This window comes from Nitrosospira multiformis ATCC 25196 (assembly GCF_000196355.1).
GTDB lineage: Bacteria > Pseudomonadota > Gammaproteobacteria > Burkholderiales > Nitrosomonadaceae > Nitrosospira > Nitrosospira multiformis.
This window is the reverse complement of sequence record NC_007614.1, coordinates 2,979,951-3,002,389: the sequence shown is the minus strand read 5'-3', so window position 1 is coordinate 3,002,389 and position 22,439 is coordinate 2,979,951. Positions and strand designations below refer to the sequence as shown.

Annotated in this window: 22 protein-coding genes; 13 read left to right on the top strand and 9 right to left on the bottom strand. The window is 53.5% G+C overall.

The genetic code is table 11. From position 1 onward, the window contains the following. Nucleotides 1-121: 121 nt before the first annotated feature. The 13 genes from hda (at nucleotide 122) to NMUL_RS13570 (ending at nucleotide 11,921) form a co-directional block, all read left to right on the top strand. Nucleotides 122-796 carry a DnaA regulatory inactivator Hda gene (gene hda, locus NMUL_RS13630; protein ID WP_011381900.1) on the top strand — a complete coding sequence of 225 codons (675 nt, stop codon included), beginning with the start codon at nucleotides 122-124 and terminating at the stop codon, nucleotides 794-796. Beyond that, on the top strand, nucleotides 793-1,455 hold the full coding sequence (locus NMUL_RS13625) for a histidinol-phosphatase (protein WP_011381899.1): 663 nt from the start codon (nucleotides 793-795) through the stop codon (nucleotides 1,453-1,455). Before hda ends, NMUL_RS13625 begins: the two co-directional genes overlap by 4 nt. Nucleotides 1,456-1,618: 163 nt before the next feature. Next, entirely contained in the window at nucleotides 1,619-2,608 is a 990-nt protein-coding gene (locus NMUL_RS13620) for a FecCD family ABC transporter permease (protein WP_011381898.1), read from the top strand. Between the two features lie 29 nt (nucleotides 2,609-2,637). Continuing rightward, a complete protein-coding gene (locus tag NMUL_RS13615; protein ID WP_011381897.1) occupies nucleotides 2,638-3,741 on the top strand; it encodes a tellurite resistance/C4-dicarboxylate transporter family protein in 1,104 nt (367 codons plus the stop codon). A 214-nt stretch (nucleotides 3,742-3,955) separates the two neighbouring features. Beyond that, nucleotides 3,956-4,498, top strand: coding sequence for a chorismate--pyruvate lyase family protein (locus tag NMUL_RS13610; RefSeq protein ID WP_011381896.1), 543 nt, complete (start codon nucleotides 3,956-3,958; stop codon nucleotides 4,496-4,498). Beyond that, on the top strand, nucleotides 4,495-5,367 hold the full coding sequence (gene ubiA / locus NMUL_RS13605; protein WP_011381895.1) for a 4-hydroxybenzoate octaprenyltransferase: 873 nt from the start codon (nucleotides 4,495-4,497) through the stop codon (nucleotides 5,365-5,367). Before NMUL_RS13610 ends, ubiA begins: the two co-directional genes overlap by 4 nt. Before the next feature lie 24 nt (nucleotides 5,368-5,391). Beyond that, nucleotides 5,392-6,855, top strand: coding sequence for a 4-hydroxy-3-polyprenylbenzoate decarboxylase (gene ubiD, locus NMUL_RS13600; RefSeq protein WP_011381894.1), 1,464 nt, complete (start codon nucleotides 5,392-5,394; stop codon nucleotides 6,853-6,855). Nucleotides 6,856-6,884: 29 nt separating this feature from the next. After that, entirely contained in the window at nucleotides 6,885-7,688 is an 804-nt protein-coding gene (locus NMUL_RS13595; protein WP_011381893.1) for a BglII/BstYI family type II restriction endonuclease, read from the top strand. Beyond that, a complete protein-coding gene (locus NMUL_RS13590) occupies nucleotides 7,669-8,349 on the top strand; it encodes an MT-A70 family methyltransferase (RefSeq protein ID WP_011381892.1) in 681 nt (226 codons plus the stop codon). The genes NMUL_RS13595 and NMUL_RS13590 overlap by 20 nt, the downstream gene beginning before the upstream one ends. 229 nt (nucleotides 8,350-8,578) lie before the next feature. After that, nucleotides 8,579-9,336, top strand: a protein-coding gene (locus tag NMUL_RS15495) for an IS5 family transposase (RefSeq protein ID WP_148235532.1) whose coding sequence is annotated in 2 segments (ribosomal slippage) — nucleotides 8,579-8,912 and nucleotides 8,912-9,336 — 759 coding nt in all. Because the reading frame shifts where the segments join, the coding sequence is not laid out codon by codon here. After that, nucleotides 9,336-11,087 carry an AIPR family protein gene (locus tag NMUL_RS13575; protein WP_011381891.1) on the top strand — a complete coding sequence of 584 codons (1,752 nt, stop codon included), beginning with the start codon at nucleotides 9,336-9,338 and terminating at the stop codon, nucleotides 11,085-11,087. The genes NMUL_RS15495 and NMUL_RS13575 overlap by 1 nt, the downstream gene beginning before the upstream one ends. A gap of 155 nt (nucleotides 11,088-11,242) precedes the next feature. Further along, a complete protein-coding gene (locus NMUL_RS16645) occupies nucleotides 11,243-11,419 on the top strand; it encodes a PEP-CTERM sorting domain-containing protein (protein WP_146063191.1) in 177 nt (58 codons plus the stop codon). A gap of 67 nt (nucleotides 11,420-11,486) precedes the next feature. Then, nucleotides 11,487-11,921, top strand: a complete 435-nt coding sequence (locus NMUL_RS13570; RefSeq protein ID WP_011381890.1) for a GFA family protein — start codon at nucleotides 11,487-11,489, stop codon at nucleotides 11,919-11,921. 81 nt (nucleotides 11,922-12,002) lie between these two features. Here the strand turns inward: NMUL_RS13570 and NMUL_RS13565 are convergent, their stop codons facing one another. The 9 genes from NMUL_RS13565 to NMUL_RS13525 form a co-directional block, all read right to left on the bottom strand. Then, nucleotides 12,003-13,454, bottom strand: coding sequence for a putative sulfate exporter family transporter (locus tag NMUL_RS13565; RefSeq protein WP_011381889.1), 1,452 nt, complete (start codon nucleotides 13,452-13,454; stop codon nucleotides 12,003-12,005). A gap of 27 nt (nucleotides 13,455-13,481) precedes the next feature. Then, the gene (locus tag NMUL_RS13560) at nucleotides 13,482-13,760 is read right to left on the bottom strand and encodes a DUF5395 domain-containing protein (RefSeq protein WP_011381888.1); all 279 of its coding nucleotides are present in this window, start codon (nucleotides 13,758-13,760) and stop codon (nucleotides 13,482-13,484) included. Between the two features lie 5 nt (nucleotides 13,761-13,765). Continuing rightward, entirely contained in the window at nucleotides 13,766-13,957 is a 192-nt protein-coding gene (locus NMUL_RS13555) for a hypothetical protein (RefSeq protein ID WP_011381887.1), read from the bottom strand. 551 nt (nucleotides 13,958-14,508) lie between these two features. Next, nucleotides 14,509-15,027 carry a YjjA family protein gene (locus tag NMUL_RS15490; protein WP_080557724.1) on the bottom strand — a complete coding sequence of 173 codons (519 nt, stop codon included), beginning with the start codon at nucleotides 15,025-15,027 and terminating at the stop codon, nucleotides 14,509-14,511. Nucleotides 15,028-15,080: 53 nt separating this feature from the next. Beyond that, nucleotides 15,081-18,203 carry an error-prone DNA polymerase gene (locus NMUL_RS13545; RefSeq protein ID WP_011381885.1) on the bottom strand — a complete coding sequence of 1,041 codons (3,123 nt, stop codon included), beginning with the start codon at nucleotides 18,201-18,203 and terminating at the stop codon, nucleotides 15,081-15,083. Nucleotides 18,204-18,208: 5 nt separating this feature from the next. Continuing rightward, nucleotides 18,209-19,729, bottom strand: coding sequence for a Y-family DNA polymerase (locus NMUL_RS13540; RefSeq protein WP_011381884.1), 1,521 nt, complete (start codon nucleotides 19,727-19,729; stop codon nucleotides 18,209-18,211). A gap of 10 nt (nucleotides 19,730-19,739) precedes the next feature. After that, a complete protein-coding gene (gene imuA, locus NMUL_RS13535; protein ID WP_238529828.1) occupies nucleotides 19,740-20,432 on the bottom strand; it encodes a translesion DNA synthesis-associated protein ImuA in 693 nt (230 codons plus the stop codon). 51 nt (nucleotides 20,433-20,483) lie between these two features. Continuing rightward, entirely contained in the window at nucleotides 20,484-21,116 is a 633-nt protein-coding gene (locus tag NMUL_RS13530; protein ID WP_011381882.1) for a LexA family protein, read from the bottom strand. A 186-nt stretch (nucleotides 21,117-21,302) separates the two neighbouring features. After that, complete coding sequence (locus NMUL_RS13525) at nucleotides 21,303-22,016, bottom strand: PEP-CTERM sorting domain-containing protein (RefSeq protein WP_011381881.1); 714 nt, start codon at nucleotides 22,014-22,016, stop codon at nucleotides 21,303-21,305. Nucleotides 22,017-22,439 lie beyond the last annotated feature (423 nt).

Below are 22,439 nucleotides of genomic sequence, written 5' to 3'. Positions count from 1 at the left end.
CTAACACGAAACCCTGACATCATTCGAGTTTGATGGCCGTTTTCGGACAATACTCCAGATCTACGTCTGCGTCCGTATCGCCTGTTTCTTATCCTGATATCCAGTAACAGCTCCCTCGTTGATGAAGCAATTGCCGCTGGACATAATCCCTCCGCCACCGACCTTATCCAATTTCGTGACGGGCCGCAACGCGGAGTTGTTGCAAACCCTGGATAACCTTCTAATGATGCGGAAGCACGAGCGTTTTGTTTATATATGGGGGGGAACGGGTTGCGGAAAAAGTCATCTGCTGCAAGGCGTTGCCAGTGCGTGCAAGCGCAATGACATGAACACGCTTTATTTCGCGTGTGGCGAGAGAACGTCTTTCGCGAATGGCAGCGAGGCCGATTGCGTGATGGTGGACGACGTGGATCGCCTTGGTGCCGATGCCCAGATCGGACTGTTTCATCTCTATAATCGTATCCGTGATGAAGGGCAAGCGTTCCTGCTGGTAAGCGGTTCCGTCGCTCCCACGCAGCTGAAGCTGCGCGCAGATCTGCTTACCCGCCTTGCATGGGGGCTGGTGTACGAGGTTCATGAATTGACTGATGAGGAAAAAATGGAAGCCATGAAAAGCCACGCCAGCAGCCGCGGCCTTGCTTTGCCACAGGAGGTATGTGACTACCTGCTGCGACATGAGCGGCGCGATTTGACTTCCCTGATGGCGAAGCTTAACGCGCTGGATAAATATTCGCTGGCGAGTCACCGGAAAATAACTGTTCCGCTGGTACGCGAGCTATTGCAGGCCGCCTCATGAATCTTGCTTTATTTGACCTCGATAATACCCTGCTTGCGGGCGATAGCGACTTCCAGTGGGGACAGCACCTCATCGAGCAGGGGGTGCTCGACCGCGAACTCCATGAAGCCCGCAATATCGAATTCTACGAGCAGTACAAGGCAGGTACTCTGGATATCCAGGAATTCCTGGATTTTCAGTTGAAACCCCTGTCGCGTCATTCTCGCAGCCAGCTGGATGCCTGGCACAAGGATTTCATGGAAAAAAGGATTCTGCCCCTGATCACGCTGCAGGCGCGCAAGCTCGTCAATCGCCACATGCTTGCGGGCGATTTGTGCGTCATCATTACGGCAACCAACAGTTTTGTAACAGGGCCGATTGCAAGGGCATTCGGCATAAATCATCTCATCGCTACCGAACCGGAGCAAAGGGATGGGGAATTCACGGGCAGGGTTTCCGGCCCTCCCTGTTTCCGCGACGGCAAGGTCGTGCGCCTGGAAAGCTGGCTGGACCATCATAACCTGACCTGGTTATCTTTTCTGGAAAGCTGGTTTTACAGTGATTCCTTAAATGATCTGCCGCTGCTTAAAAAAGTGACCCGCCCGGTGGCAGTGGATCCTGACGCAACACTCAGGGCACATGCGGAAAAAAACGGGTGGCCCATCATCAGCCTGCGATAGCGCAGAGGAGGGCACCGGGGAGGTGGGCGCTTAAGGCAGGCGAGAGGGCGGCAAAGAGCAGTCCCTGCTGCCTAATGCTGAAACGACCCGACGGAAACCGGCAGTTGTTCCTATTCACCGCTGCTTTCTCCCAGTCGCGAGCATTGAATATCTGCGTACTGGCATGACATCAGGCGCAGGCTTCAGACATTCGTATCCCCTGCTGCTGGTTCTCTTCGGCCTGCTGGCCATGGGCAGCCTTTTCATCGGTTTGCTGTTCGGCAGCGTCCATATTCCGGTTTTCGGCGTCGTTCAAGCACTGCTGTCTTCAACCGACAGCATCTCTCATCAGATTATCTGGCAACTTCGCCTGCCACGGGTACTGGCCGCCTTTGCCTGCGGCGGTCTTCTGGCGCTGGCGGGGGCATTGTTGCAGGTTTTATTGCGCAATCCTCTCGCCGATCCATATATCCTGGGGGTTTCGGGGGGCGCAGCCGTAGGCGCACTCCTTGCCATGCTCCTCGGGTGGGGAACTCTGCTGACGAATCTGACGTCCCTAGCGGGAGCTTTGACGATCGTTGCCATTGTATTCGGCCTGAGTTTTCGCGCGGGCAACTGGAATCTTTACCGGCTGCTTCTGACTGGTGTGGTGTTGTCCGCTGGTTGCGGGGCGCTCACAACGCTGATTCTTACCCTTGCGCCGGCGAGCGATGTCAAAGGCATGCTCTTCTGGTTGATGGGGGATGTTTCGCGTGCCGAAGAGCCATTGCCAGCCTGGGTAACGCTCATTCTCGTATCCGCCGTGAGCCTGCTTTTTTCCGGGAGCCTGAACGTTTTGTCACTGGGTCAAATGAAGGCAAGAACTTTAGGCGTGGCCGTGCTACCGTTGCAAATAGGAATTTATTTTTGCGCATCGCTTGCCACCGTGGCGGCGTTGATGCTCGCGGGAGTCATCGGCTTCGTGGGCCTGATCGTACCGCATGCGGTCCGCCTGCTGGGGGTCAGTAATTTTCGCTGGTTATTGCCTCTGGCGGTATTATTGGGGGGCAGCTTTCTCACGCTGGCCGATACCCTGGGGCGGACGCTATGGGCCCCCCAACAGTTACCTGTGGGCGTATTGACCGCTTTGCTGGGCGTACCGATGCTATTGCTGCTGCTTTCACGAAAACCCTGATCACTTCTGCCTCATGAACAGGCACCATCATGAGCCGATACCAGGCTATCATCACTAACGGCGTAAGGAATTTTCATCCTGCCTACTTCGCCATGGTGATGGCAACCGGCATCGTATCTCTTGCCTTTGAAGCGATGGGTTTTTCCGCCATAGCAAAGGCGCTCTTCCTGCTGAATTTGATTTTCTATCTGACCTTGTGCGCCGTCCTCGTCGCGAGGATGGCATTTTTCCTGCCGGATCTGAAGTCGGATTTCCTGACGCTGCGGCGCGCCTGGCTGTTTCTGACGTTCGTGGTGGGAACCAATACGGTTGGTATGCAGCTGTTTGTCTTCAAGCATGCCATTGTGCTGGCAGCGTCACTTTGGCTGGTGGCGTTGATTGGCTGGTTCATGTGCATTTATTCCATTGCCGTCAATCTTGTCTCTGCACGCTCGCAGCATATCCACGAAATCGTGACCGGTGCGACGCTGCTGGTTGCGGTGGGCACGGTTTCGGTTGCTCTGCTTGCGACTCATCTGCTCGAGGCAATAGCAACACCGCCCGGTTACGTTTACTTTGCAGTGGGTGCGTTCTGGGCTTTCGGATTTATCCTGTACCTGGTAATCGTGTCGCTGGTAACCCATTGCCTGTTTTTCAGAAGATTCGAACTCGCAGACTGGGACGCTCCTTACTGGATCTGCATGGGGGCCGCCGCGATCATTACATTGGCAGGCGCAGACTTTGTCACGCATTTGCCCCTCCTCCCGGCATGGAACGGTATACGGGAGTGTGCATTATGGATGACCCTGTTCGCCTGGGTTGTCGGCACATTGTGGATTCCCTATCAGGTGATCATGGATATCCGTAAATTCACGCGTGTCGGGATCGCTGGCCCCGTACCGTTGTGCGTTAAAGTTTTTCCCTGGTCCCGGCTGGCATTGGGCCGGCAATATCAGATTTATGATCCTCCGGCATGGAGCAGAGTCTTTCCGATGGGAATGTATACAGCCTGCACGCTTGCCCTGGCGAAAGCGGCGGGGGATGAATCCCTGGCGGTTATTTCGTACTATTGGGGTTGGTTCGCATTGCTGATATGGGCGCTGACATTGATGGGCACGCTACGTTCCCTTATTGGCGCATTTGCGCCCGAGTGAAACGGGATTGCATCAACCAGGGGTGCAAAGATGCCGCAAAATCCATCTGTGCTGTTAAGACCCCTGGTATAAGCCGGATTCCGCCTGAGTTGATCAAATACCCGTGTTCATACTGCTTTCTACAATTCTCAGGCCGGTTTGGTGAAATATCCGGGCTAAGGATTCAGCCGGGCTGGATTATGGGGCATAATTCACTCTTTTCAGCTCTTCCGGAATGAATGCTGCCCAGCTATCGGACTGGCATCCTGCACCTTCCTCCATATCGCCCCGCGCCCGGGGCTGGTTGCAAAATCGCGGCTCTCTTACCCAGCTTATTCAGCGCCGCTGCTGCAGTGAGTTCAGTGTCAAGCCAGTGTTCCAGTCGTTGGCAACGGTCTGCGACGATGAACTGGCCGTAATGAATTTACGGCGGGATGAACTGGCCCTGGTGCGGGAAGTGTATTTATATTGCGGCGAGACGCCGGTTGTCTTTGCCCATTCCGTGGTGGCGCGGAAACATTTGCGCGGCGCATGGCGCAGCCTGATCGGACTGGGCAACAAGTCGCTGGGGACAGTGTTATTTACCAATCCTGTCGTCAAGCGTACACCGCTCCGCTTCAAGAAGCTGACTGCGGCTCATCCGCTTTTCAGCCGCGCCTGCCGCAAGTTGCGGGTGCAGCCGGGGAATCTGTGGGCGCGTCGCTCCCTGTTCACGCTGCATGGCCAGTCCATACTGGTTACCGAAGTATTCCTTCCTTCCATCCTGGAGCTTGCGTGACACTCACTCAACGTCTCGTGCATTACGAAAAGCTGATGCGGCTGGACAAGCCCATCGGCATTCTGCTGCTGTTGTGGCCCACGCTATGGGGCTTGTGGCTGGCAGCGGAAGGTGTGCCGCGGTTGGATATCCTGTTGATATTCGTGCTGGGGACGGTGCTGATGCGCTCCGCCGGTTGTGTCGTCAACGACTATGCTGATCGCAATTTCGATGGACATGTCGAGCGTACCCGGACCCGCCCCCTGGCACTTGGAGCGGTGAGCACCAGGGAAGCGCTGCTGCTGGCTGCAGGGTTGAGCCTCGTGGCGTTCCTGCTGATCCAGCCGCTGAACCGGCTTACCATCGAGCTTTCGTTTGTCGCCCTGTTCCTGGCCGCAAGCTACCCTTTCACCAAGCGGTTTTTTGCCATGCCGCAGGCTTACCTCGGCATCGCCTTCAGCTTTGGCATCCCCATGGCATTCGCCGCCCAGACCGGGGAAGTGCCGTTTCCTGCCTGGTTCCTGATGGGTGCAAACCTGTTGTGGGTGATCGCCTACGATACCGAATACGCCATGGTGGACAAGGTGGACGATCTCCGGATCGGCATCAAGACTTCCGCCATCACGTTCGGACGTTTCGACGTCGTCGGTGTGGTGTTGTGCCATATGGCTTTCCTCGCGGGCATGGTTGCCATCGGCCTGCTGCAGAATCTCGGTGTCATTTATTACATTGGCCTGGCCACAGCGCTGGGACTCATCCTGTATCAATACCGCCTGATCCACGACCGCGACCGCGCGCGCTGCTTCAAGGCTTTTCTCCACAACAACTGGGTGGGTGCGACGATATTTGCCGGTATCGTGCTGGATTACTTGGTAAGAGCGGCTTCTTAAGGTTTCCGGACGTAAAGGGCGTAAATGAAGTACAAGGACCTGCGCGATTTTCTTGCGCAACTCGAAAGACAGGGCGAGCTGAAACGCGTGGCAGTCGAGATCGATCCTCATCTGGAAATGACGGAAATCTGCGACCGCCTGCTGAAAGCGGGCGGTCCTGCCGTCCTGTTCGAAAAATCCAGGGGGCATGACATTCCCGTGCTGGGAAACCTGTTCGGCACGCCGAAGCGCGTGGCGATGGGCATGGGGCAGGATTCGGTCGAGGCGCTGCGCGAGGTGGGCAAGCTCCTTGCCTATCTGAAAGAACCCGATCCTCCCAAAGGCTTGAAAGACGCGTGGGAGAAATTGCCCGTGCTGAAACAGGTGCTCAACATGGCGCCAAAGGAGCTCTCAAGGGCATCCTGCCAGGAAATCGTCTGGGAAGGCAAGGATGTGGACCTCGGCAAACTGCCGATCCAGACGTGCTGGCCGGGCGACGCGGGCCCGTTGATCACATGGGGACTGACCGTTACCAAAGGTCCCCACAAGACCCGGCAGAATCTCGGCATTTACCGCCAGCAGGTGATCGCCCCCAATAAAGTCATCATGCGCTGGCTGGCTCACCGAGGCGGCGCCCTCGATTTTCGCGACTTCACTCTTGCCAATCCGGGACAGCCCTATCCCATTGCAGTAGCCCTGGGGGCGGACCCGGCAACCATACTCGGTGCTGTCACTCCGGTGCCGGATAGTTTGAGCGAGTACCAGTTCGCCGGACTGCTGCGAGGCGCGAAAACCGAAATCGTCAAATGCCTGACGCACGATTTGCAGGTTCCCGCCAGCGCCGAAATCGTGCTGGAAGGATACATCCATCCCGATGAGACAGCGGTGGAAGGCCCCTTCGGCGACCACACCGGCTATTACAACGAGCAGGAAACCTTCCCGGTATTTACCATCGAGCGCATCACCATGCGCCGCGATCCGATCTACCATTCCACCTACACTGGCAAGCCGCCGGATGAGCCCGCCATACTGGGTGTAGCGCTGAACGAAGTATTCGTGCCCCTGCTGCAAAAGCAGTTCACCGAAATCGTCGATTTCTACCTGCCGCCGGAAGGCTGTTCCTACCGCATGGCCGTGGTGAGCATGAAGAAGCAATATGCTGGCCACGCCAAGCGCATCATGTTCGGCGTGTGGAGCTTCCTGCGGCAATTCATGTACACCAAATTCATTATCGTCACCGATGATGACGTCAACATCCGTGACTGGAAGGAAGTCATCTGGGCCATCACCACGCGAGTCGATCCTGCGCGCGATACATTGATCGTGGAAAACACGCCTATCGATTATCTCGACTTCGCAAGCCCCGTTTCAGGGCTGGGTGGAAAAATGGGGCTGGATGCTACCAACAAATGGCCAGGGGAAACCAGCCGGGAATGGGGCAAGCCGATTACGATGGATGAGGTGGTGAAGGCAAGGGTGGATGGGATGTGGACGGATTTGGACTTGTGAAGCTCCCTGTAAAGCAATAGCACTTCCTTATGAGTGAGAATCCGATCGATGCTTTTATCCCCGAGGACATCCGGGATCTTTACGAAATTCATAATTACCGTAACGCGGCGCAGGTCTTGGCAACCGGTTGTCCCAACGAATTTCAGGAGATCATCGAGGCACTCCGCGTATTTCGCCTGACGCTGGCGGATATCCGTAAACCTGGGGGCAACGAATCCGATATTCCCAAACGGATCTCTGGGCTTCTAAGAGCAAAAGGCTGGATGGAAACGCGCATCAAGGGAGACTTGCTGATTACCAAAGTATCCGGAACAATTGACAAAAACTTGGGGGAGAAAGATCTCGAGGGCATGGAAGAAAACGAGTCGGATACGCTGGAAAAGATTGAGGAGCTCAAGAACAAGGGCCAGGTTGAGCGCATTGTCCGGGAGAATTTTCTTGATGGGCATAAGGTGGACTACGTCAAGAAACGTGTTGCATTTGACCTGGAGTGGAACAGCAAGGACCAGACGTTTGACCGGGATCTTTATGCCTTCCGCGCTTTTCATGAATGTGACCTGATCGACGCCGCTATTCTCCTCACGAGAAGCGCCTCACTCAATGCCGTTTTCGAAAAGCTGGGCCCTGAGCTAAACAGCGATGGTACGCCCAAGACCAGCAAGAACGGCAAGCCGAAGCTTATTAAAACAAAATATGGAGCGAGCACAACATGGATGGGCAAGCTGTTGTACCGCCTGAATGCTGGCAGACATGGAGGCTGTCCAGTATTAGCGCTAGGTATTACACCAAATCTCATTACGGATTGGGCAGAATATGAATCAAAAAACACCTAACCCAGCCGCAGAGTTGCTGGAACATCTTGCTGACAAGCGTTTCAGCACGATCCTCGCCGATCCCCCCTGGCAGTTCCAGAACCGCACCGGCAAGATGGCGCCGGAGCACAAACGGCTGAATCGTTACGACACTATGGAGCTTGATGAAATCCTGAGCTTACCCGTGCGTGCGCTCGCCGAAGATACCGCACATCTTTACCTGTGGGTGCCGAATGCTCTTCTACCGGAAGGGCTAAAGGTCATGGAAGCCTGGGGTTTCAAATACAAGAGCAATCTAGTCTGGCACAAGATCCGCAAGGATGGCGGACCAGACGGCCGCGGCGTTGGTTTCTACTTTCGCAATGTTACCGAACTCGTGCTATTCGGAGTGCGGGGTAAGAGTGCTCGTACTTTGGCGCCGGGACGTCGCCAGGTTAATTTTCTGGCTACCCAGAAACGTGAACATTCGCGCAAGCCAGACGAGATGTATGAAATTATCGAGTCCTGTAGTCCTGGTCCTTACCTGGAATTGTTTGCTCGTGGCACACGACCGAATTGGCTGGCGTGGGGTAATGAAGCGGATAACGACTACTACCCGAAATGGCGAACTTACGGAAATCATTCACAAGCCGAATTGATTTTCTTTGAGCAAGCCAGGCAGCGATACCTGAACCGGAAGTGATTTTCGCTCGCTAGTTGAATCTGAGCAGAATTATCGGCTTTTTACCGAGCCGAATGCTCCGCCTGGAGTTCTGCTGCCAGAGTTGACTAATCCAGAATAAACATCTGTACAACAAATATGAATCGCGCCCCCAACCTTCAAGACCTGAGTTTAATTAGGTTCAGGACCTATTAATTTCATGATTCACGAATAGGATCAAATGTGATTCACTTATGGCGGAGGTGCTGCCATGAGAGATTTGTTTTACCTGTCGGAAACACAGTTCAACCGTATAAAACCTTATTTTCCCTTGTCCCACGGAGTTCCCCGTGTTGATGATCTGCGGGTGATCAGCGGGATCATCTACGTCATTCGGAATGGCCTGCAATGGAAGGATGCCCCCAGGGAATACGGGCCGCACAAGACACTGTATAACCGTTTCGTGCGCTGGAGCCGACTGGGCGTGTTCAACCGCATCTTTGTGGAACTGACCGGTAAAGAGGAAACGCCCGAGAGGCTGATGATCGACGCCACGCATCTGAAGGCCCACCGCACGGCAGCCAGCCTGCTAAAAAAGGGGATGTTCCCCGCCGTATCGGTCGCACAAAGGGCGGCCTGAACTCGAAGCTTCATGTGGTCTGCGACGGTCAGGGCAAGCCTGTGGCCATGCTCCTGTCCGAAGGGCAGATGAGCGATTACAAGGGAGCACGTGTGCTGCTGCCGTCATTGCCCAAAGCCAAAACCCTGATTGCAGACCGCGGCTATGACGCTGCCTGGTTCCGGGCAGCGTTGCGTGCCAAAGGCATGACGCCCTGCATACCGACAAAAAGGAATCGCAAAATCCAGATCAAATACGACAAGACCCTCTACAGGCAAAGGCACAGGATCGAGAACATGTTCGCTCGGCTCAAGGACTGGCGCAGGATCGCCATGCGTTACGACCGCTGTGCCCATACCTTCTTCTCTGCCATCTGTATCGCCGCAACTGTCATCTTCTATCTCAATTAATGAGTCCTGAGCCTAGAAACCAAATCAAAAAAGTGGGAGAAGACAAGCTGGATTTTTCCCACAAATTTATGATTTTTAGCCTAATGCAGATCCTTGACGTTACCGAAGATGATGCTATCGATGCAATTACGGATACCTCATTTTTGTCGGCAATGAAGGGAAGTACCGGTCATGATCGTGGCATAGATGCTGTTTTTATCGATGAAGACAATGGTCCAACAGTCCATTTATTTAACTTCAAATATACTGACAAACTTGAAAAGCTTAATTCTAACTTTCCTTCCGATGAAACCGACAAAGTCGTTTCTTTTCTAGCTAAAGTTTTGAGCAAAGAAAACGCCCTTAAGCAAGAGATAAATCAAGCCCTTTTCGCTAAAATTGAGGATATATGGTCTCTATTTGACTCGACTTCGCCGACTTTTGTAATCCATCTCTGCACAAACCAGTTTAAGGGCCTAACAGACGAAGAGGGGCGTCGCTTCAGTTCTGATCTTTCAAGATTCTCTGATGTTTCTCATCATCAGGTTCTCGGACATCACATTATTGAGCGAATTACGAAACGCGGGAAGAGGCATTTGTCCGCTAAAACAAAATTAATAGACAAAAGTTACTTCGAAAAATCCGATGGAGATGTGAGGGCCTTAATTGCCAATATCGACGCTCGAGATGTTATTAGGATCGTTTTAGATGATGAAGTAACACGCCAAAGGGCCGACTGGGAGACATTAGACTTCGGTTCGTATGACATATTGGAGGACGCGTTTGATGAAAATGTGCGCGTTTATCTTAAAAAATCATCGAAGATAAACAAGGCGATCAAAGAGACTGCCACTTCGGAAGAAGGATTTCGATTTTTTTACTATAACAATGGCATCACAGTTACTTGTTCAGAATTTAAATATCCGAAAGCCGTTCGCAGCCCCATTCTCGAACTGAAGGATTTTCAGATAGTGAACGGATGCCAGACAATTCACGCGTTGCATGAAGCACTAAAGGAAAATCCAGAATGCCTAAACGAGACAGATTTACTCGTTCGGATTTACGAAACCAAGAATGAACAATTAATTGGAAGTATTTCCGAGTTTACAAATAGTCAAAATCCGGTCGCAAGCAGAGACCTTCGGTCAAATGATTTTACTCAGAGAAAGTACGAAGCAGACCTTAAAAATACTTTTAAATTCTTTTATGAAAGAAAAAAAGGTATGTTTTCGGATCTCCCGAAACAACAGGTAATAGATGCAGAGAAAGCAGCCCAAGCAATAATGGCTTTCATACTCGGAAAACCGGCTGAAGCTAAAGACGAAAAGAGGCGTATTTTTAGCGATAAATATGATGAAATATTTTCAGACCATCTGACAGCAGAACACTTGCTCGTGTCTTATTTGATTTACAAAGATATCGAGAGTAAGAAACTAGCGGTCCGCCGGGAAATCAACGATCAACCAGATCAATATATGGACAGGGTATTTGTTTTGCATGCTACCTATTTTATTTTATATGCCATCGGAAGCATTGCGGAACGAATGAAAATTGACATTACTTACGGCAATATCGACAAATTAAAAGCCTTATACGGAGAGGCGTTAGACGTAGTTAGTAAAGCAGCAGAACAAGAAAAGAAGGAAGAAGGTGTCAAATATCAGCACAGGATGTTTTTTAAAAGTGGAAAAGCAAAGTCAAAAGTCGATTATTTTCTCTCTGCGAGAGAATTACAAATGGATGACCAAGACCTAGCATCGCTTCTAGTGTAGTGCGCCATTCTGTTTGTACTTAAGCGGCGATTGGATTTGCTGATGAAAACGGTAATATCGAGAATACAACCGATGGGTGGCACTCAACTCAACTTCATTCGATATTGATACATTCCTGCCAGATAACTCTGACCCACGTTTCTCACGTGTTCGCGATGCAAATCTTTCTACAAATTCCAGGGCAGTGTTCGACTGCCACGGTATATACCGATAGATTCGCTGTAGCACTTGCCTCTGTCCCAGAACCTCCCAGTGCACTGTTAATGTTGGTGGGTCTTGGGTACCTGGCTTTCCTGAAAAGGTATTCAAGTCGGCAAAAGCGTGTTACATGACCACAGTAAAGGAATAATCGACAAATCGAGGTTATCATGGGACTGCTACAGCACATGGATTGTTACGATGAACAACGAAAAAACCTACAAAGGCAGTTGTTTTTGTGGCGCGGTTCAGTTTACCGTCAGCGGCAAGCCGGAAGCGATGGGTTATTGTCACTGCGAATCGTGTCGCCACTGGTCGGCTTCGCCTGTCAACGCCTTCATCTTATGGAAACCGGAAGCGGTGCAGGTCATATCAGGGGAGGAAAACATCGGCACCTACAACAAAACGCCGCGCAGCTATCGCAAATGGTGCAAAACCTGTGGCGGTCATCTCTTCACCGAGCATCCGGACATGGGACTTACGGATGTATACGCAGCAGCCATTCCTGATTTTCCATATCGACCCGGCATTCATGTCAACTATCAGGAAACGGTATTGCGCATCAAGGACGGATTGCCCAAGATGAAGGATCTCCCAAAGGAAATGGGTGGCTCCGGTATCAGCGTAGAGGAATAGCATACAAAGCTTCTGGCTTCATCTCGGCCAAGCTGCTCAAATAGAACACAGTTTCCCTTCCCTCAGTCGCCGCGTTCGCTATTACAGCACTGGCGGCATCATCCCCCGATGGAATATCCATGCAACACCGTAAGCAATCGGGGCGATGATCCCGAACAGGGCAATCGCATAAAGCAGCGCCAGCCTGCCCATTCCCTTGAGCTTGCTGAAATCGGTAATGGTGCCGATGCTGAGGAAGGTCAGCATGAACATCATGGTGCGCATGGAGCCTTCCACTGGTTCCGCGGCTTTGTGCAAGGTCCTGGCAATTTCCGGCCCGCTTGAGGCAAGTGTGATATAGGAAAACCAGACGATCAGATAGCCCAGTACGAATTTGGGAAAGCGGTGCCAGATCTCCGAGAGCCCGATTCTGGATTGCCCCGGCTTGCGCTCCACCTTGTATACCCATACCAGTGCCAGCAGAAATGCCCAGACGCCGATGAACACGTCGATCCAGATTTTGGTGGTCAGTGAGGCCATCAGGATCCAGCCTTCTTTCCACACTATGCCATTAGCCTGGGCATTCGCCCGCATCAGTTCATCGAGTATCGCCCCGGCGGCTGCATCGGCGCCATCGGTTTTTACCGTCAGCCCCAAGGCAGACCCGTTGACGATAGGCTGGCCGGGAGCTACGGCAGCATAAAACCCTGGGAGGATGATGAGCTCGAACATGGCGAAGATCACCACCAGTATCGAGACGACGACTGGAATGACGGGGCGGGCACGGATCGCGCCGGCGGTGGCGATCGCGGCCGAGACGCCGCAGATGGAAATACCGGAAGAGAGTACGGCCGAAGCCTCGCGCGACAGCTTGAACCCTCTGCGGGCGAGCGCATAGACGATTGGCCAGAACAGCATGTAGGCAACAAAGGTGGCCGCGATGCCCGTCAGGACCAGTTCACGAATGAAGCTCGCCGCCTCCATGGACATGACGCCGATCTTGATGCCGAGAAACACGATGGCAGTCTTGATGAACCATTCCGGTTTCGCGGCTTCACTCAGAAACGCAGCTGTTCCCTTGAAGAAATTTCCGATAATCAGCCCGATCACGAGGGCGAGCAGGTAGGAGAAGCCGCCGCCAAGGGACAATCCCCAGGACAGGTCATGCTTGGCGAACTCGTGCACCGGCACCTTGAAATGGGCTTCCTGCCCGATGATCCAGGCAATCCAGGTCAGCACAAAAAGCACGGTCCATGCGGCAAAGAATCGCTTTACATCGAGCTTCATCGCCCATGCGGCAATGCAGGTCAGCGTGGTGAATACCAGATAGGTGACCAGCAACGACATGGCGGGATGCAGCGCCACCTTGCCGCTGGGTTTCAATGCCGTTTCAATCGAGAATTTTCCCCAAACCCAGGTGCTGGTTTTTGCCATCCAGCCAGTGAGATCCCATCCCCAGAGGGAACTCACGCTTGCAAGAAACATGATCAGCCCCAGCCACACAGCCCACCAATCCTCGGTGCTTGCCATGCCCGAATACCATTTTCTGTTCATTTCGCTTATCCCCCTTGTTTGCCCTTGTTATTGCACTTTTTGCACGGGTGATTTCAGATCCAACCGGATGTAGCGATTGAAATAGTGGTAGGCATATTGCCGAATCCAGGTTGGAATGCAGGTGTAGTCAAAAGCCATGAAGACCATGACCTGATTATTCTGCTGGAATAATTGCCGATCCAGCAGGCATCTCGTCACGTCTTCGTCCAGTTCGAGCAAAGTCTTTCCGCACGCCTCAAAGCTGGAGTGGTGCGCTATCCATCGATGACCGTCGTGTGTCAACCGAACTTCGAGATCGGCTTGCATCCGTCTTATTTGGGTAGCAGGAACAAGTCGACCAGTACACCCAGGATGACAAGTCCGGCGATACCGATCCCTATGCTCCACAAACACAGTTGGGTTTCCCAGCTTTCCCAGGGTTCGGGTTCGCCGAGAATGGATTCGCTGGATAAAAGCGTACCGACATTTTCAAGAGACTGTTCTTCATTCCTTATATGATCCATTGCCATTCCTCAAATAAAAATGGGTCGCCGCTGATCGATGCGAATGAGATAGCGGTAGCAGCGTGCTGAGTTATTGCAACTCATTGACGTTGTCTTCGTGCGCTCCTGGGAGGTTGCCATCGGACTATAGTTTTTCTGAAAATTTCTTACAAGTTGTTTGCCAATGATTTTATGTCATAAGTTGGGGGCGAGCTAGAACTGCCTTGAAGGTCAGGAGCCGAACCGGTAAGCGGAAGCACTTTGTCTTACCCGGTCTGAGGTTTGCTACTAGCGACCGAGAAGTAGTGCAGATTCTGTTGGCACAGGCAAGCACAGGAGCAGGAGCATGACCAAGAGAATGAGGCGAGATCTCTCAGGGAGAGGGGAGTTCAGGTACCCAAGTTGTCTGCAAGCAAGGGATGAGCGATAGCAGTTTTGTTGTCCATCATCTGGCGTTTTCCACCGTCCTTGCAGCCTGCCTGGGGCAACTTCCCCCGGCATGCGCTGCTGGACACTAGAGAGTGAAGCGGCGAAAGCCTTTATGGGAGGCTGAAACCCTCTGGATCAGATTTTCAAAGCATGGACTTGCCCTGCTCAAGTATCTTCTCGCATACTTTTTTCACTGCGGAAGCCTTCATGCCCGCCATGCTCAAATCCACGTTCTGACCCGCACTGCCGCTCACGATACCCTGCGCACCGTTGATATAGTCGGGATTATTTTGGGCTGGTTGATCTCCGCCGCCGGTAATCTTTCCCATCAACTGATCCCTGACCGAAGAAGCGTTGTCGCCACTCAGATAATTGTTTTTCATGCAGTACTCAATAATTCCTGCGGCATTACCCGTGCTCCCGGACGTTATCGATGACAGTCCCAATGACGAGGCTGCGCCCCCGAGACCGCTTCCGGTGATATCTTTCAACTGATCGAAACCCTGAGCTGCAAGGGCGCCCGAAAATATGGCGAAGCCGATGCCGCAACTCAATAACAAAGGATGACGTCTGAAAATATTCATGAGGCTTCCCTCCCGGATTATTTGAACAGATACCCAACTACAATGTAGCACATGATTTATAGCAAATCCTGGCAACATGTTCTTGCAGATATTTCCATCCTTGATGCTCGCAAGCTTCACAAGATTCAGGCCTAATGAAAATCCCTGCTTTCCACCACAAGGCTGCCCAGCAGGTGGCTATGATCCACCAGCCGTTTGGCGATAAGGTGTTTGACGCCGCTTTCGGATTGCCATACGCCGTATACTGTCAGAAGCTTCGAGTTCAAGGTTTCGCGGCGGTACTTCAGGATGACCTGGTTCCACAGCACGACGTTCGTTATCCCGGTTTCGTCTTCGAGCGTGACGAACATGACGCCGCTGGCGGTGCCGGGGCGTTGTCGGCAGGTCACGATGCCGGTGGTGCGGACCAACCGCCCGGTAGGGTAATCAGATAACTCCATTGCCGAGCGCAGGTTCATGCTTGCCAGCGTCGGGCGCAGCAGTGCCAGGGGGTGTCTGCGCAGGGTAAGTCTGGTACTGGCGTAATCGGCGATGATTTCCTCTCCCTCCGGCGCGGCCGGAATGACTGGCAACGTTTCCTTCGCCGGAGCATGCCGCATCAGGTCCCGCTGTGTGATATGCGATGCAACTGACCACAACGTCTGGCGCCGATGTCCCGACAAGGTTCGCAAGGCATCTGCACGGGCAAGCGCATGAACTTCAGCGGTATTCAAGGAAGCGCGGTTTGCCAGGTCGTCGGGGTTTTCAAAAGATGCGATTTCTCTTGCTTCAACAATGCGGGTGGCGGCTTCCAGTCCCATCCCTTTCACCCTGTTCAGGCCCAGCCGGACAATCGGCTGAAGCGCTTTATCCTCCTGTTCCTCAAGGATGCACTCCCAATTGCTGATGGTGACGTCCACCGGCTTGATTTGAACCCCGTGCCGCCCGGCATCCTGAATCAGTTGCGAGGCGCTATAGAAACCCATAGGCAGGCTGTTCAGCAGGGCGCAAAGGAAAGCGGCAGGCTCGTGGCATTTGAGCCAGGCGGAGACATATACCAGCAATGCAAAGCTTGCGGCGTGGGATTCCGGAAACCCGTATTCGCCAAAGCCCTCGATCTGCCGGAAGATACGCTCGGCGAATTCCCGTGTGTAGCCTCGGTTTGTCATCCCATCGATCAGCTTCTCATGGAAGGCACCCAAGCCTCCTTTTCTCTTCCAGGCAGCCATGGAGCGCCTCAACTGGTCTGCTTCCCCTGAAGTGAAGCCGGCGGCGAGCATGGCCACCTGCATTACCTGTTCCTGGAAGATTGGGACGCCATAGGTTCGCGCTAGGGCGGTTTCCACTCCTTCTGGATAATCGGGCTTTTCCTTATCCTGCCTGCGGCGCAGATAAGGATGCACCATGTCGCCCTGAATCGGGCCGGGCCGGACGATCGCGACTTCTACTACCAGATCGTAGAAAGTCCGTGGCCTCAAACGCGGCAGCATGGACATTTGCGCACGGGATTCGATCTGAAAGACGCCGATCGTGTCCGCCTTGCAGATCATGTCGTAAGTCTTTTCGTCTTCCGGGGGTATATCCTGCATCTGGAAGGGCACACCGCGCCGGCTCGAAATCAGATCAAGCGCGCGGTGTATTGCCGATAGCATTCCGAGCGCAAGCACGTCGACTTTCATCAACCCCACCTCCGCCAGGTCGTCCTTATCCCATTGGATGATGCGGCGATTCGGCATGGCGGCATTTTCGATGGGGACAATGCGGCAGAGTTTGTCCCGGGTCAGCACAAACCCGCCCACGTGCTGGGACAAATGGCGCGGATAGCCATACAGGAGAGTGGTCAGCAGAATCAGTTGGCGGATTACCGGACTGCCGGGATCGAAGCCGTTCTCGCCCAGGCGCTTATTGATATCCGAGCTTTTATCCCATCGGGCAAGGGAGGTGGATAGGCGTCTGATACGTTCGATATCGAGTCCCAGCGCTTTACCCACATCCTGAACTGCCGAGCGGGTGCGATAGGTGATGACAGTTGCAGCAATGGCGGCCCGATCACGGCCGTATCTCCGGTAGATGTACTGAATGACTTCCCCGCGACGCTGGTGCTCGAAATCGACGTCGATGTCGGGAGGTTCGTTGCGTTCCCTGGAAATAAAGCGTTCGAACAGCAGATTGCTACGCTCCGGATCGATCTCGGTAATACCCAGGCAATAGCAGACTGCGGAATTCGCTGCCGATCCGCGTCCCTGGCACAAAATCCCTTGTGACCGGGCGAAGCTTACGATATCGAATACTGTCAGGAAATAAGGTTCATACTTGAGATCAGCAATCAGCTTCAATTCATGCTCGATCTGTTTCCTAACCTTGATTGAGGCACCTTTGGGAAAACGCCACCTCATGCCGTTTTCGACCATGCGCCGCAGATAGTCGGTATAAGTCTCGTCAGTTCCCGTTAATTCATCAGGATATTCATAGCGCAGCTCATCTAATGAAAAGGTACAGCGCGCGGCAATGGAAAGGGTTTCCTGCAGGAGTTCCGGCGGATAGAGTTGCGCCAGCTCCAATCGGGTGCGCAGATGCTGTTCTGCATTAGGCTGCAACGCATAACCGCATGCCGCTAGCGGTTGGCTCAGCCGAATTGCGGTCATCGTATCCTGCAAGGGCTTGTGGGCACGATCGTGCATATGCACATCGCCTGCCGCCACCAGCGGCATGCCAATGGTTTCCGCCGCGTGGCGTATTCTTTCGAACCACACCTCTTCCCCGGCATGAAGCAGCCGTTCGACAGAGATCCAGCCGCGGCCGGGAAACAGCGACCGCACCCAGCGCATATCCTCGACCCAGGAACCGTCTGCTTGATTCCGGCGAGGAATCAGCAGGATCAGGCAATCGGGCAAGCGGGCAAGATGAGGTGCATCCGTACAGCTTTCAAAGTCCGCGCGAGTGATGCGATAAGTCCCTTTCGCGCTACGCTGCCTTGCCAGCGTGATCAGTTCGCACAGATTGCCATAGCCTTCCCGGTTCATGGCGAGACCCACCAGCCGCAGCCCATCCTCCAGCACGAATTCGCTGCCGATCAGAAGATGCAATCCCGTTTTTTTGGCTTCCGCATGCGCTCTCACCACTCCCGCCATAGAGCACTCATCCGTGATAGCGAGGGCGCTGTAACCCAAGGTGGCGGCACGTTCCACCAGCTCTTCCGGCATGGAAGCGCCTTTGAGGAAGTTGAAGGTGGAACAGCAATGAAGTTCAGCGTAATCCGGAGCAGAAGAGGGCATGGAAGCTATCCAAACAATCCTTGCAAATACCAGTTTCCGTCTTTGTTTCCCTTATCTTTTTCTACCGGATTGTGTTCGCGGTAAATCCATAACAATTGGCCCTGGTCGTTCTCCGCAATGAAGTAATCCCGCGCGATGGCGTCATCATTCCACCAGCCGGCCTCGATTCGCTCCGGCCCTGCAAGCAGTTTCAGTGGCGACTCATACACCGGCCGGCCACGTTGCACCTTCAGTTCCAGCGGGATTTCCATCAGCCAGGCTGGACGGGGCGATTCCGGCGGAATGATTTGCGAGTTTCTCCCTCGCTTCGAAAAGCGATTCAAGGCACCCCTCCCTGAGAGTTCCAACCTTTGGCTGTATTCAGGGCGATGATCGGAAACCACCTTTAAACCGGTGATGGCTTCCGGTCCCAGGCGGGAAGAAAATTTCTCGATGAAGCGATTGAGTGAAGTAGTCTCGGATTGCATGGTGGGAAACAATTCCAGATTGCCGTCTGCTCCCGCCGCTATTTCATCTGCCGTCAGTTCCAGTTCACATACTGGGGCCACTATTTTTGTACGTTCCAGATGCTCGCGCAGCAACAGCATTAAATGCGCCGGATCGCTGCTTTGCTCGGAAAGGTGTATGTTTATGGATGTAAATTTGTGGGGTTGCCGCAGGGAATATTCGTGATGCAGCACGAATGAAAAGGCGGATACCGCCGCATGACGCAAAGCCAGCCAGCCGCACATCTGCTCGACCATTCGTTGCGCAGGAACCAGCAGCAATCCGGCATTTTCAATCAGCCCCATCATTTTCATTTTTTGCTGGAAATCTTCCGGCGCCTCGAACCACTTTTGTGGATCGGGCGCGTCACCGTAGGCGCGATCGAGCTCTGCCGGCAGGTTCTGACCAAAGCGACGCGCTACTCCGCTGCGAGGCAATCGCTGCAAATCGGCCAGTGTTTTACAGCCGATCCCGCGAATGACTTCAAGATGAGGCTGAGCCGATTCCAGAAAACCGACAGGCAAGGCGTCGAGCAATATCCGGAACTCCTCACCCTTCCCATTGATGACAGTGCCCGACGAGGCGGAACGGGCCAGCAGCCATGCTCCCGTTGCGGTGGGCGCAATCCCTGCGCTGAGCTGCAAACCTTGCGCAGTCACTACCCGATTGAGCGACTGGCAGAGCTTTTTCAGGCCGCCAAACAATTTCAGGCTTCCGGAGACCTCGGCAATCAGGCCGCTGTTCTGGATCGCTATATTGGGTGTAAAGCGTAATGCGGCATACACGGCTTGCTGCAGGGCTTTTCCTTCTTCATGCGAGTCCTGTTCCATGATCACCAGATCCGGGAAAACAGCCAAAGCACTGGCGAGAGGCTGACCCTCCATTACTCCCCGCGCCTGCGCCGGCTTATTGGCTTGTTGAATACAGATCTGGTTCCCTTTGCGGACAGTTACTCCGATTGCGGGAATGAGCGCTTCCGGAAACCGGCGTTCAACCCAGTCAAGCGATAAAGCGGGAAAGTAAAGGGCAATCCACAGCATGGATTCAACTTCAACAGTAAGAGGGGATGAGAGCGGGTTTCAATTCAGCGGAGCGGGAAAAGACGGCGGCTTGAGGCAGGGGGATGCGAATAGGCAGGACGAATGGAGCGCCCCGGCGTTTCAACAGATACAAGGAAAGCGCGTGGGAATGCCCTCGCACGGGACTGAGCAGTATCCTCAGCGGGGCTGCGGAGGGTTCGAATCGTGCTCTCGCCGGTCTGAAGAGAAAAACGAGGCTTGCCGCACTCCGGGAAAGAATTTGCAGCTTTCGCATTGCCTGCTGACTTGCTTCCGGTAGCCAACCGATAATGGTCCCAAAGGCGGCACTCCTGATGCCCTGTTCAAGGGCCCATAATCGCTCGGCAGGCTTGTAAACTCTTACCATCACGATATGGCGTCCATCGATTCCCAGATGCTCCCAGGCATGCATATAGGGAATATAAGGGGGCGCAACCAGCAGAATGTTTCTTTCGCTTCGGGTCATCTCCTCCAGGGCGTAGCTCAACAGCCTTATTTCCCCCAGCCCCTCTGTCGGTAACAGCAGTTCCGTCAGGTTGCGGGTAGACCAGCCCCCTCCGGGCAACTCCTTATCCAGTCCCTGAAAACCGCTGGAAATGACCGGATCCGCGGCGGCACCCCATGCATCCCCTCGCCATATCCTGTTCCTGAAGCGGGCTTCGATTTGCGAAAGCGATAAGGGCACCGGGGACCCTGGAGATGGAGAAACGGGCATGGAAAGGTGCGCCCCATTGATTCAGCGGTCCAAACCAGAGCGATGGAGGCGGGGTCCTGGAACCTGGATTTTCCGGAACAGGCCTACATAAAATCCGTAGATTTCCAGTTTCTGCTGAGGCCGGATAGGCGGATATTCCTTGCCTCGTGCTTCATTGCGTGCTTCCAGGTAGTAGCCCTCCTTATCCCTGGCGAGGACCTTGAGCGTGAATTCGCTATCCACAATCGCCAGTACCACTTCGCCAGGCGACGCCGAACTGCTGCGTTCAATGATCACGATGTCGCCCTCAAGTATTCCCAGATCAATCATGGAATCGCCTTTGACCGGAAACAGAATGGTCTGAGAAGGTTTTTCGATCAGGTAATCGTCTATGCGCAACAGTTCAGGCTGAACATCGGCAGTCTGCTGGGGTCTTCCTGCCCGAACCCCGGGCCCCACCGTCCGTTCGAAAAAGCGGAATCCGGGGCGAAGACGGCTGCCGGGTGCATTTTCAAGAAAATTTTCTTCTTTTAAACGCTGAACGATCTGATGCGTCCAGGAGCGCGCTTTCACATTCCATAGCGTGGATAACTGTGTGGTGGAGGGAATGATTTTTTCCCTGGCATAGTAATCCTGAAGCCTGCCAAGGTAAGAGGAAATGTCGAGCGGTTGCATGACCAAGGGTAAAACTGAGAACAGTTGCTCTTATTATAGAGAACAAATGTTCTTTATTCAAGCCGATTCATACTCGTACGCTTTCCAGCGGTAGCGTTCGGGAATATTGATGCAGGCCAGCCAGTTTTCAAAAAAAAACCAACCCGCTGAAGCGGGTTGGTTTGGGCCATACAAAAAAACGGGAAGTTACTTTTTACGTTTACGCATCCAGGCAAGAGAGGCCATCCCCAGGCCCAGCAATGCAAGTGTCGCCGGTTCCGGGACTGTCCCAGGGTCCTCCTGCGGGGGAGTGTTGGCTTCGCTGCCAACGTATTTCAGAGCCCCCGATCCTCCCGGCCCGGCGCCTACCTGCTGGATATGCACCATTGCAAGCGAAGCGGGTTTATCGCCCCCGCCACTCGCGTTAACCAGAACAGCAAAATCGCTAACCAGAACAGTTGACACACCGTCTGCCGCACTGACCGTCCACGTGCTGTATTCGCCATCGGTAAACCGGAGTGCGAGGTTGCTGCCGCTCGTGGGATAGTCCAGATCCAGGTAAAAATCGTAACCTGCATCTTTCCCTGGGGGGTTTATTCCGAAATCAGCGGCGCCCACCAGTTGCGTGCCGCCAAAATTCCAAAACGAATCACTATCAAGTGCAGGTGAGCCATCGTAGGAGAACAACAGGCCGGAAATAAACGCGTCATCCCCGATTGCACCGAGATTGCTCACGAAGTTCTCGAATTTGAAATCCACGCTGTTCCCGTTCTGGGTAAGTGTCAGCGTGGCAACGGTGACATCGCTGCCAGCGGGATTGCCGGTGAGATACGTATTGATGTCGATGACGAGTGCGGAAGCCGCTAACGGTATTGTCATCAGTGCAGCACCCGTCAGCGCCCCTGCGATAAGTTTATTCATGTTTCCCTCTTGTATTGATTGATATTTTTTACGTCAAACCACAGGAAGTGTGGTTGTGCCAATAAAAAGCATGAAACGTGCCAGGGCTTAAAGGATTGATTGGAAGAGGGAAAAACGATTTGCTTTCATTTCATGTAAGTATCATCGACAGGCCCGAATCGGGAGCGACCAGGGGCCCGGTACGCGCAGTAATGCATGACAGCGCGGGACAGTTGTTTTATGGCACTGGGAGCATGGCAACGAGGACAGGGCAATTTTTCACGCGCATCCTATCCCGTCTCTGGCATGTGGGGAAGTGAACAGTTGCTTCTTTAACTCAACAGGTAACTTAGAAAGGGGTCCAGGGGGGGCACTTACATAATCGGGGGCATAATGAATACTAAGTTGCCCCTATCAGGGGCCAGGGTGCTGCTCGTAGATGAC

Coding starts and splice junctions, on each gene's coding strand:
- NMUL_RS15490 (WP_080557724.1), bottom strand. CDS start 15,027: ATGTTGCCAGGATTTGCTATAAATCATGTGCTACATTGTAGTTGGGTA.
- NMUL_RS13615 (WP_011381897.1), top strand. CDS start 2,638: ATGAGCCGATACCAGGCTATCATCACTAACGGCGTAAGGAATTTTCAT.
- NMUL_RS13525 (WP_011381881.1), bottom strand. CDS start 22,016: ATGAATAAACTTATCGCAGGGGCGCTGACGGGTGCTGCACTGATGACA.
- NMUL_RS13565 (WP_011381889.1), bottom strand. CDS start 13,454: ATGAACAGAAAATGGTATTCGGGCATGGCAAGCACCGAGGATTGGTGG.
- NMUL_RS16645 (WP_146063191.1), top strand. CDS start 11,243: ATGCAAATCTTTCTACAAATTCCAGGGCAGTGTTCGACTGCCACGGTA.
- ubiD (WP_011381894.1), top strand. CDS start 5,392: ATGAAGTACAAGGACCTGCGCGATTTTCTTGCGCAACTCGAAAGACAG.
- NMUL_RS13530 (WP_011381882.1), bottom strand. CDS start 21,116: ATGCAACCGCTCGACATTTCCTCTTACCTTGGCAGGCTTCAGGATTAC.
- NMUL_RS13540 (WP_011381884.1), bottom strand. CDS start 19,729: ATGCTGTGGATTGCCCTTTACTTTCCCGCTTTATCGCTTGACTGGGTT.
- NMUL_RS13570 (WP_011381890.1), top strand. CDS start 11,487: ATGAACAACGAAAAAACCTACAAAGGCAGTTGTTTTTGTGGCGCGGTT.
- NMUL_RS13575 (WP_011381891.1), top strand. CDS start 9,336: ATGAGTCCTGAGCCTAGAAACCAAATCAAAAAAGTGGGAGAAGACAAG.
- NMUL_RS13590 (WP_011381892.1), top strand. CDS start 7,669: ATGAATCAAAAAACACCTAACCCAGCCGCAGAGTTGCTGGAACATCTT.
- NMUL_RS13610 (WP_011381896.1), top strand. CDS start 3,956: ATGAATGCTGCCCAGCTATCGGACTGGCATCCTGCACCTTCCTCCATA.
- NMUL_RS13560 (WP_011381888.1), bottom strand. CDS start 13,760: ATGCAAGCCGATCTCGAAGTTCGGTTGACACACGACGGTCATCGATGG.
- NMUL_RS13625 (WP_011381899.1), top strand. CDS start 793: ATGAATCTTGCTTTATTTGACCTCGATAATACCCTGCTTGCGGGCGAT.
- NMUL_RS13545 (WP_011381885.1), bottom strand. CDS start 18,203: ATGCCCTCTTCTGCTCCGGATTACGCTGAACTTCATTGCTGTTCCACC.
- NMUL_RS13555 (WP_011381887.1), bottom strand. CDS start 13,957: ATGGATCATATAAGGAATGAAGAACAGTCTCTTGAAAATGTCGGTACG.
- hda (WP_011381900.1), top strand. CDS start 122: ATGAAGCAATTGCCGCTGGACATAATCCCTCCGCCACCGACCTTATCC.
- NMUL_RS13620 (WP_011381898.1), top strand. CDS start 1,619: ATGACATCAGGCGCAGGCTTCAGACATTCGTATCCCCTGCTGCTGGTT.
- NMUL_RS13595 (WP_011381893.1), top strand. CDS start 6,885: ATGAGTGAGAATCCGATCGATGCTTTTATCCCCGAGGACATCCGGGAT.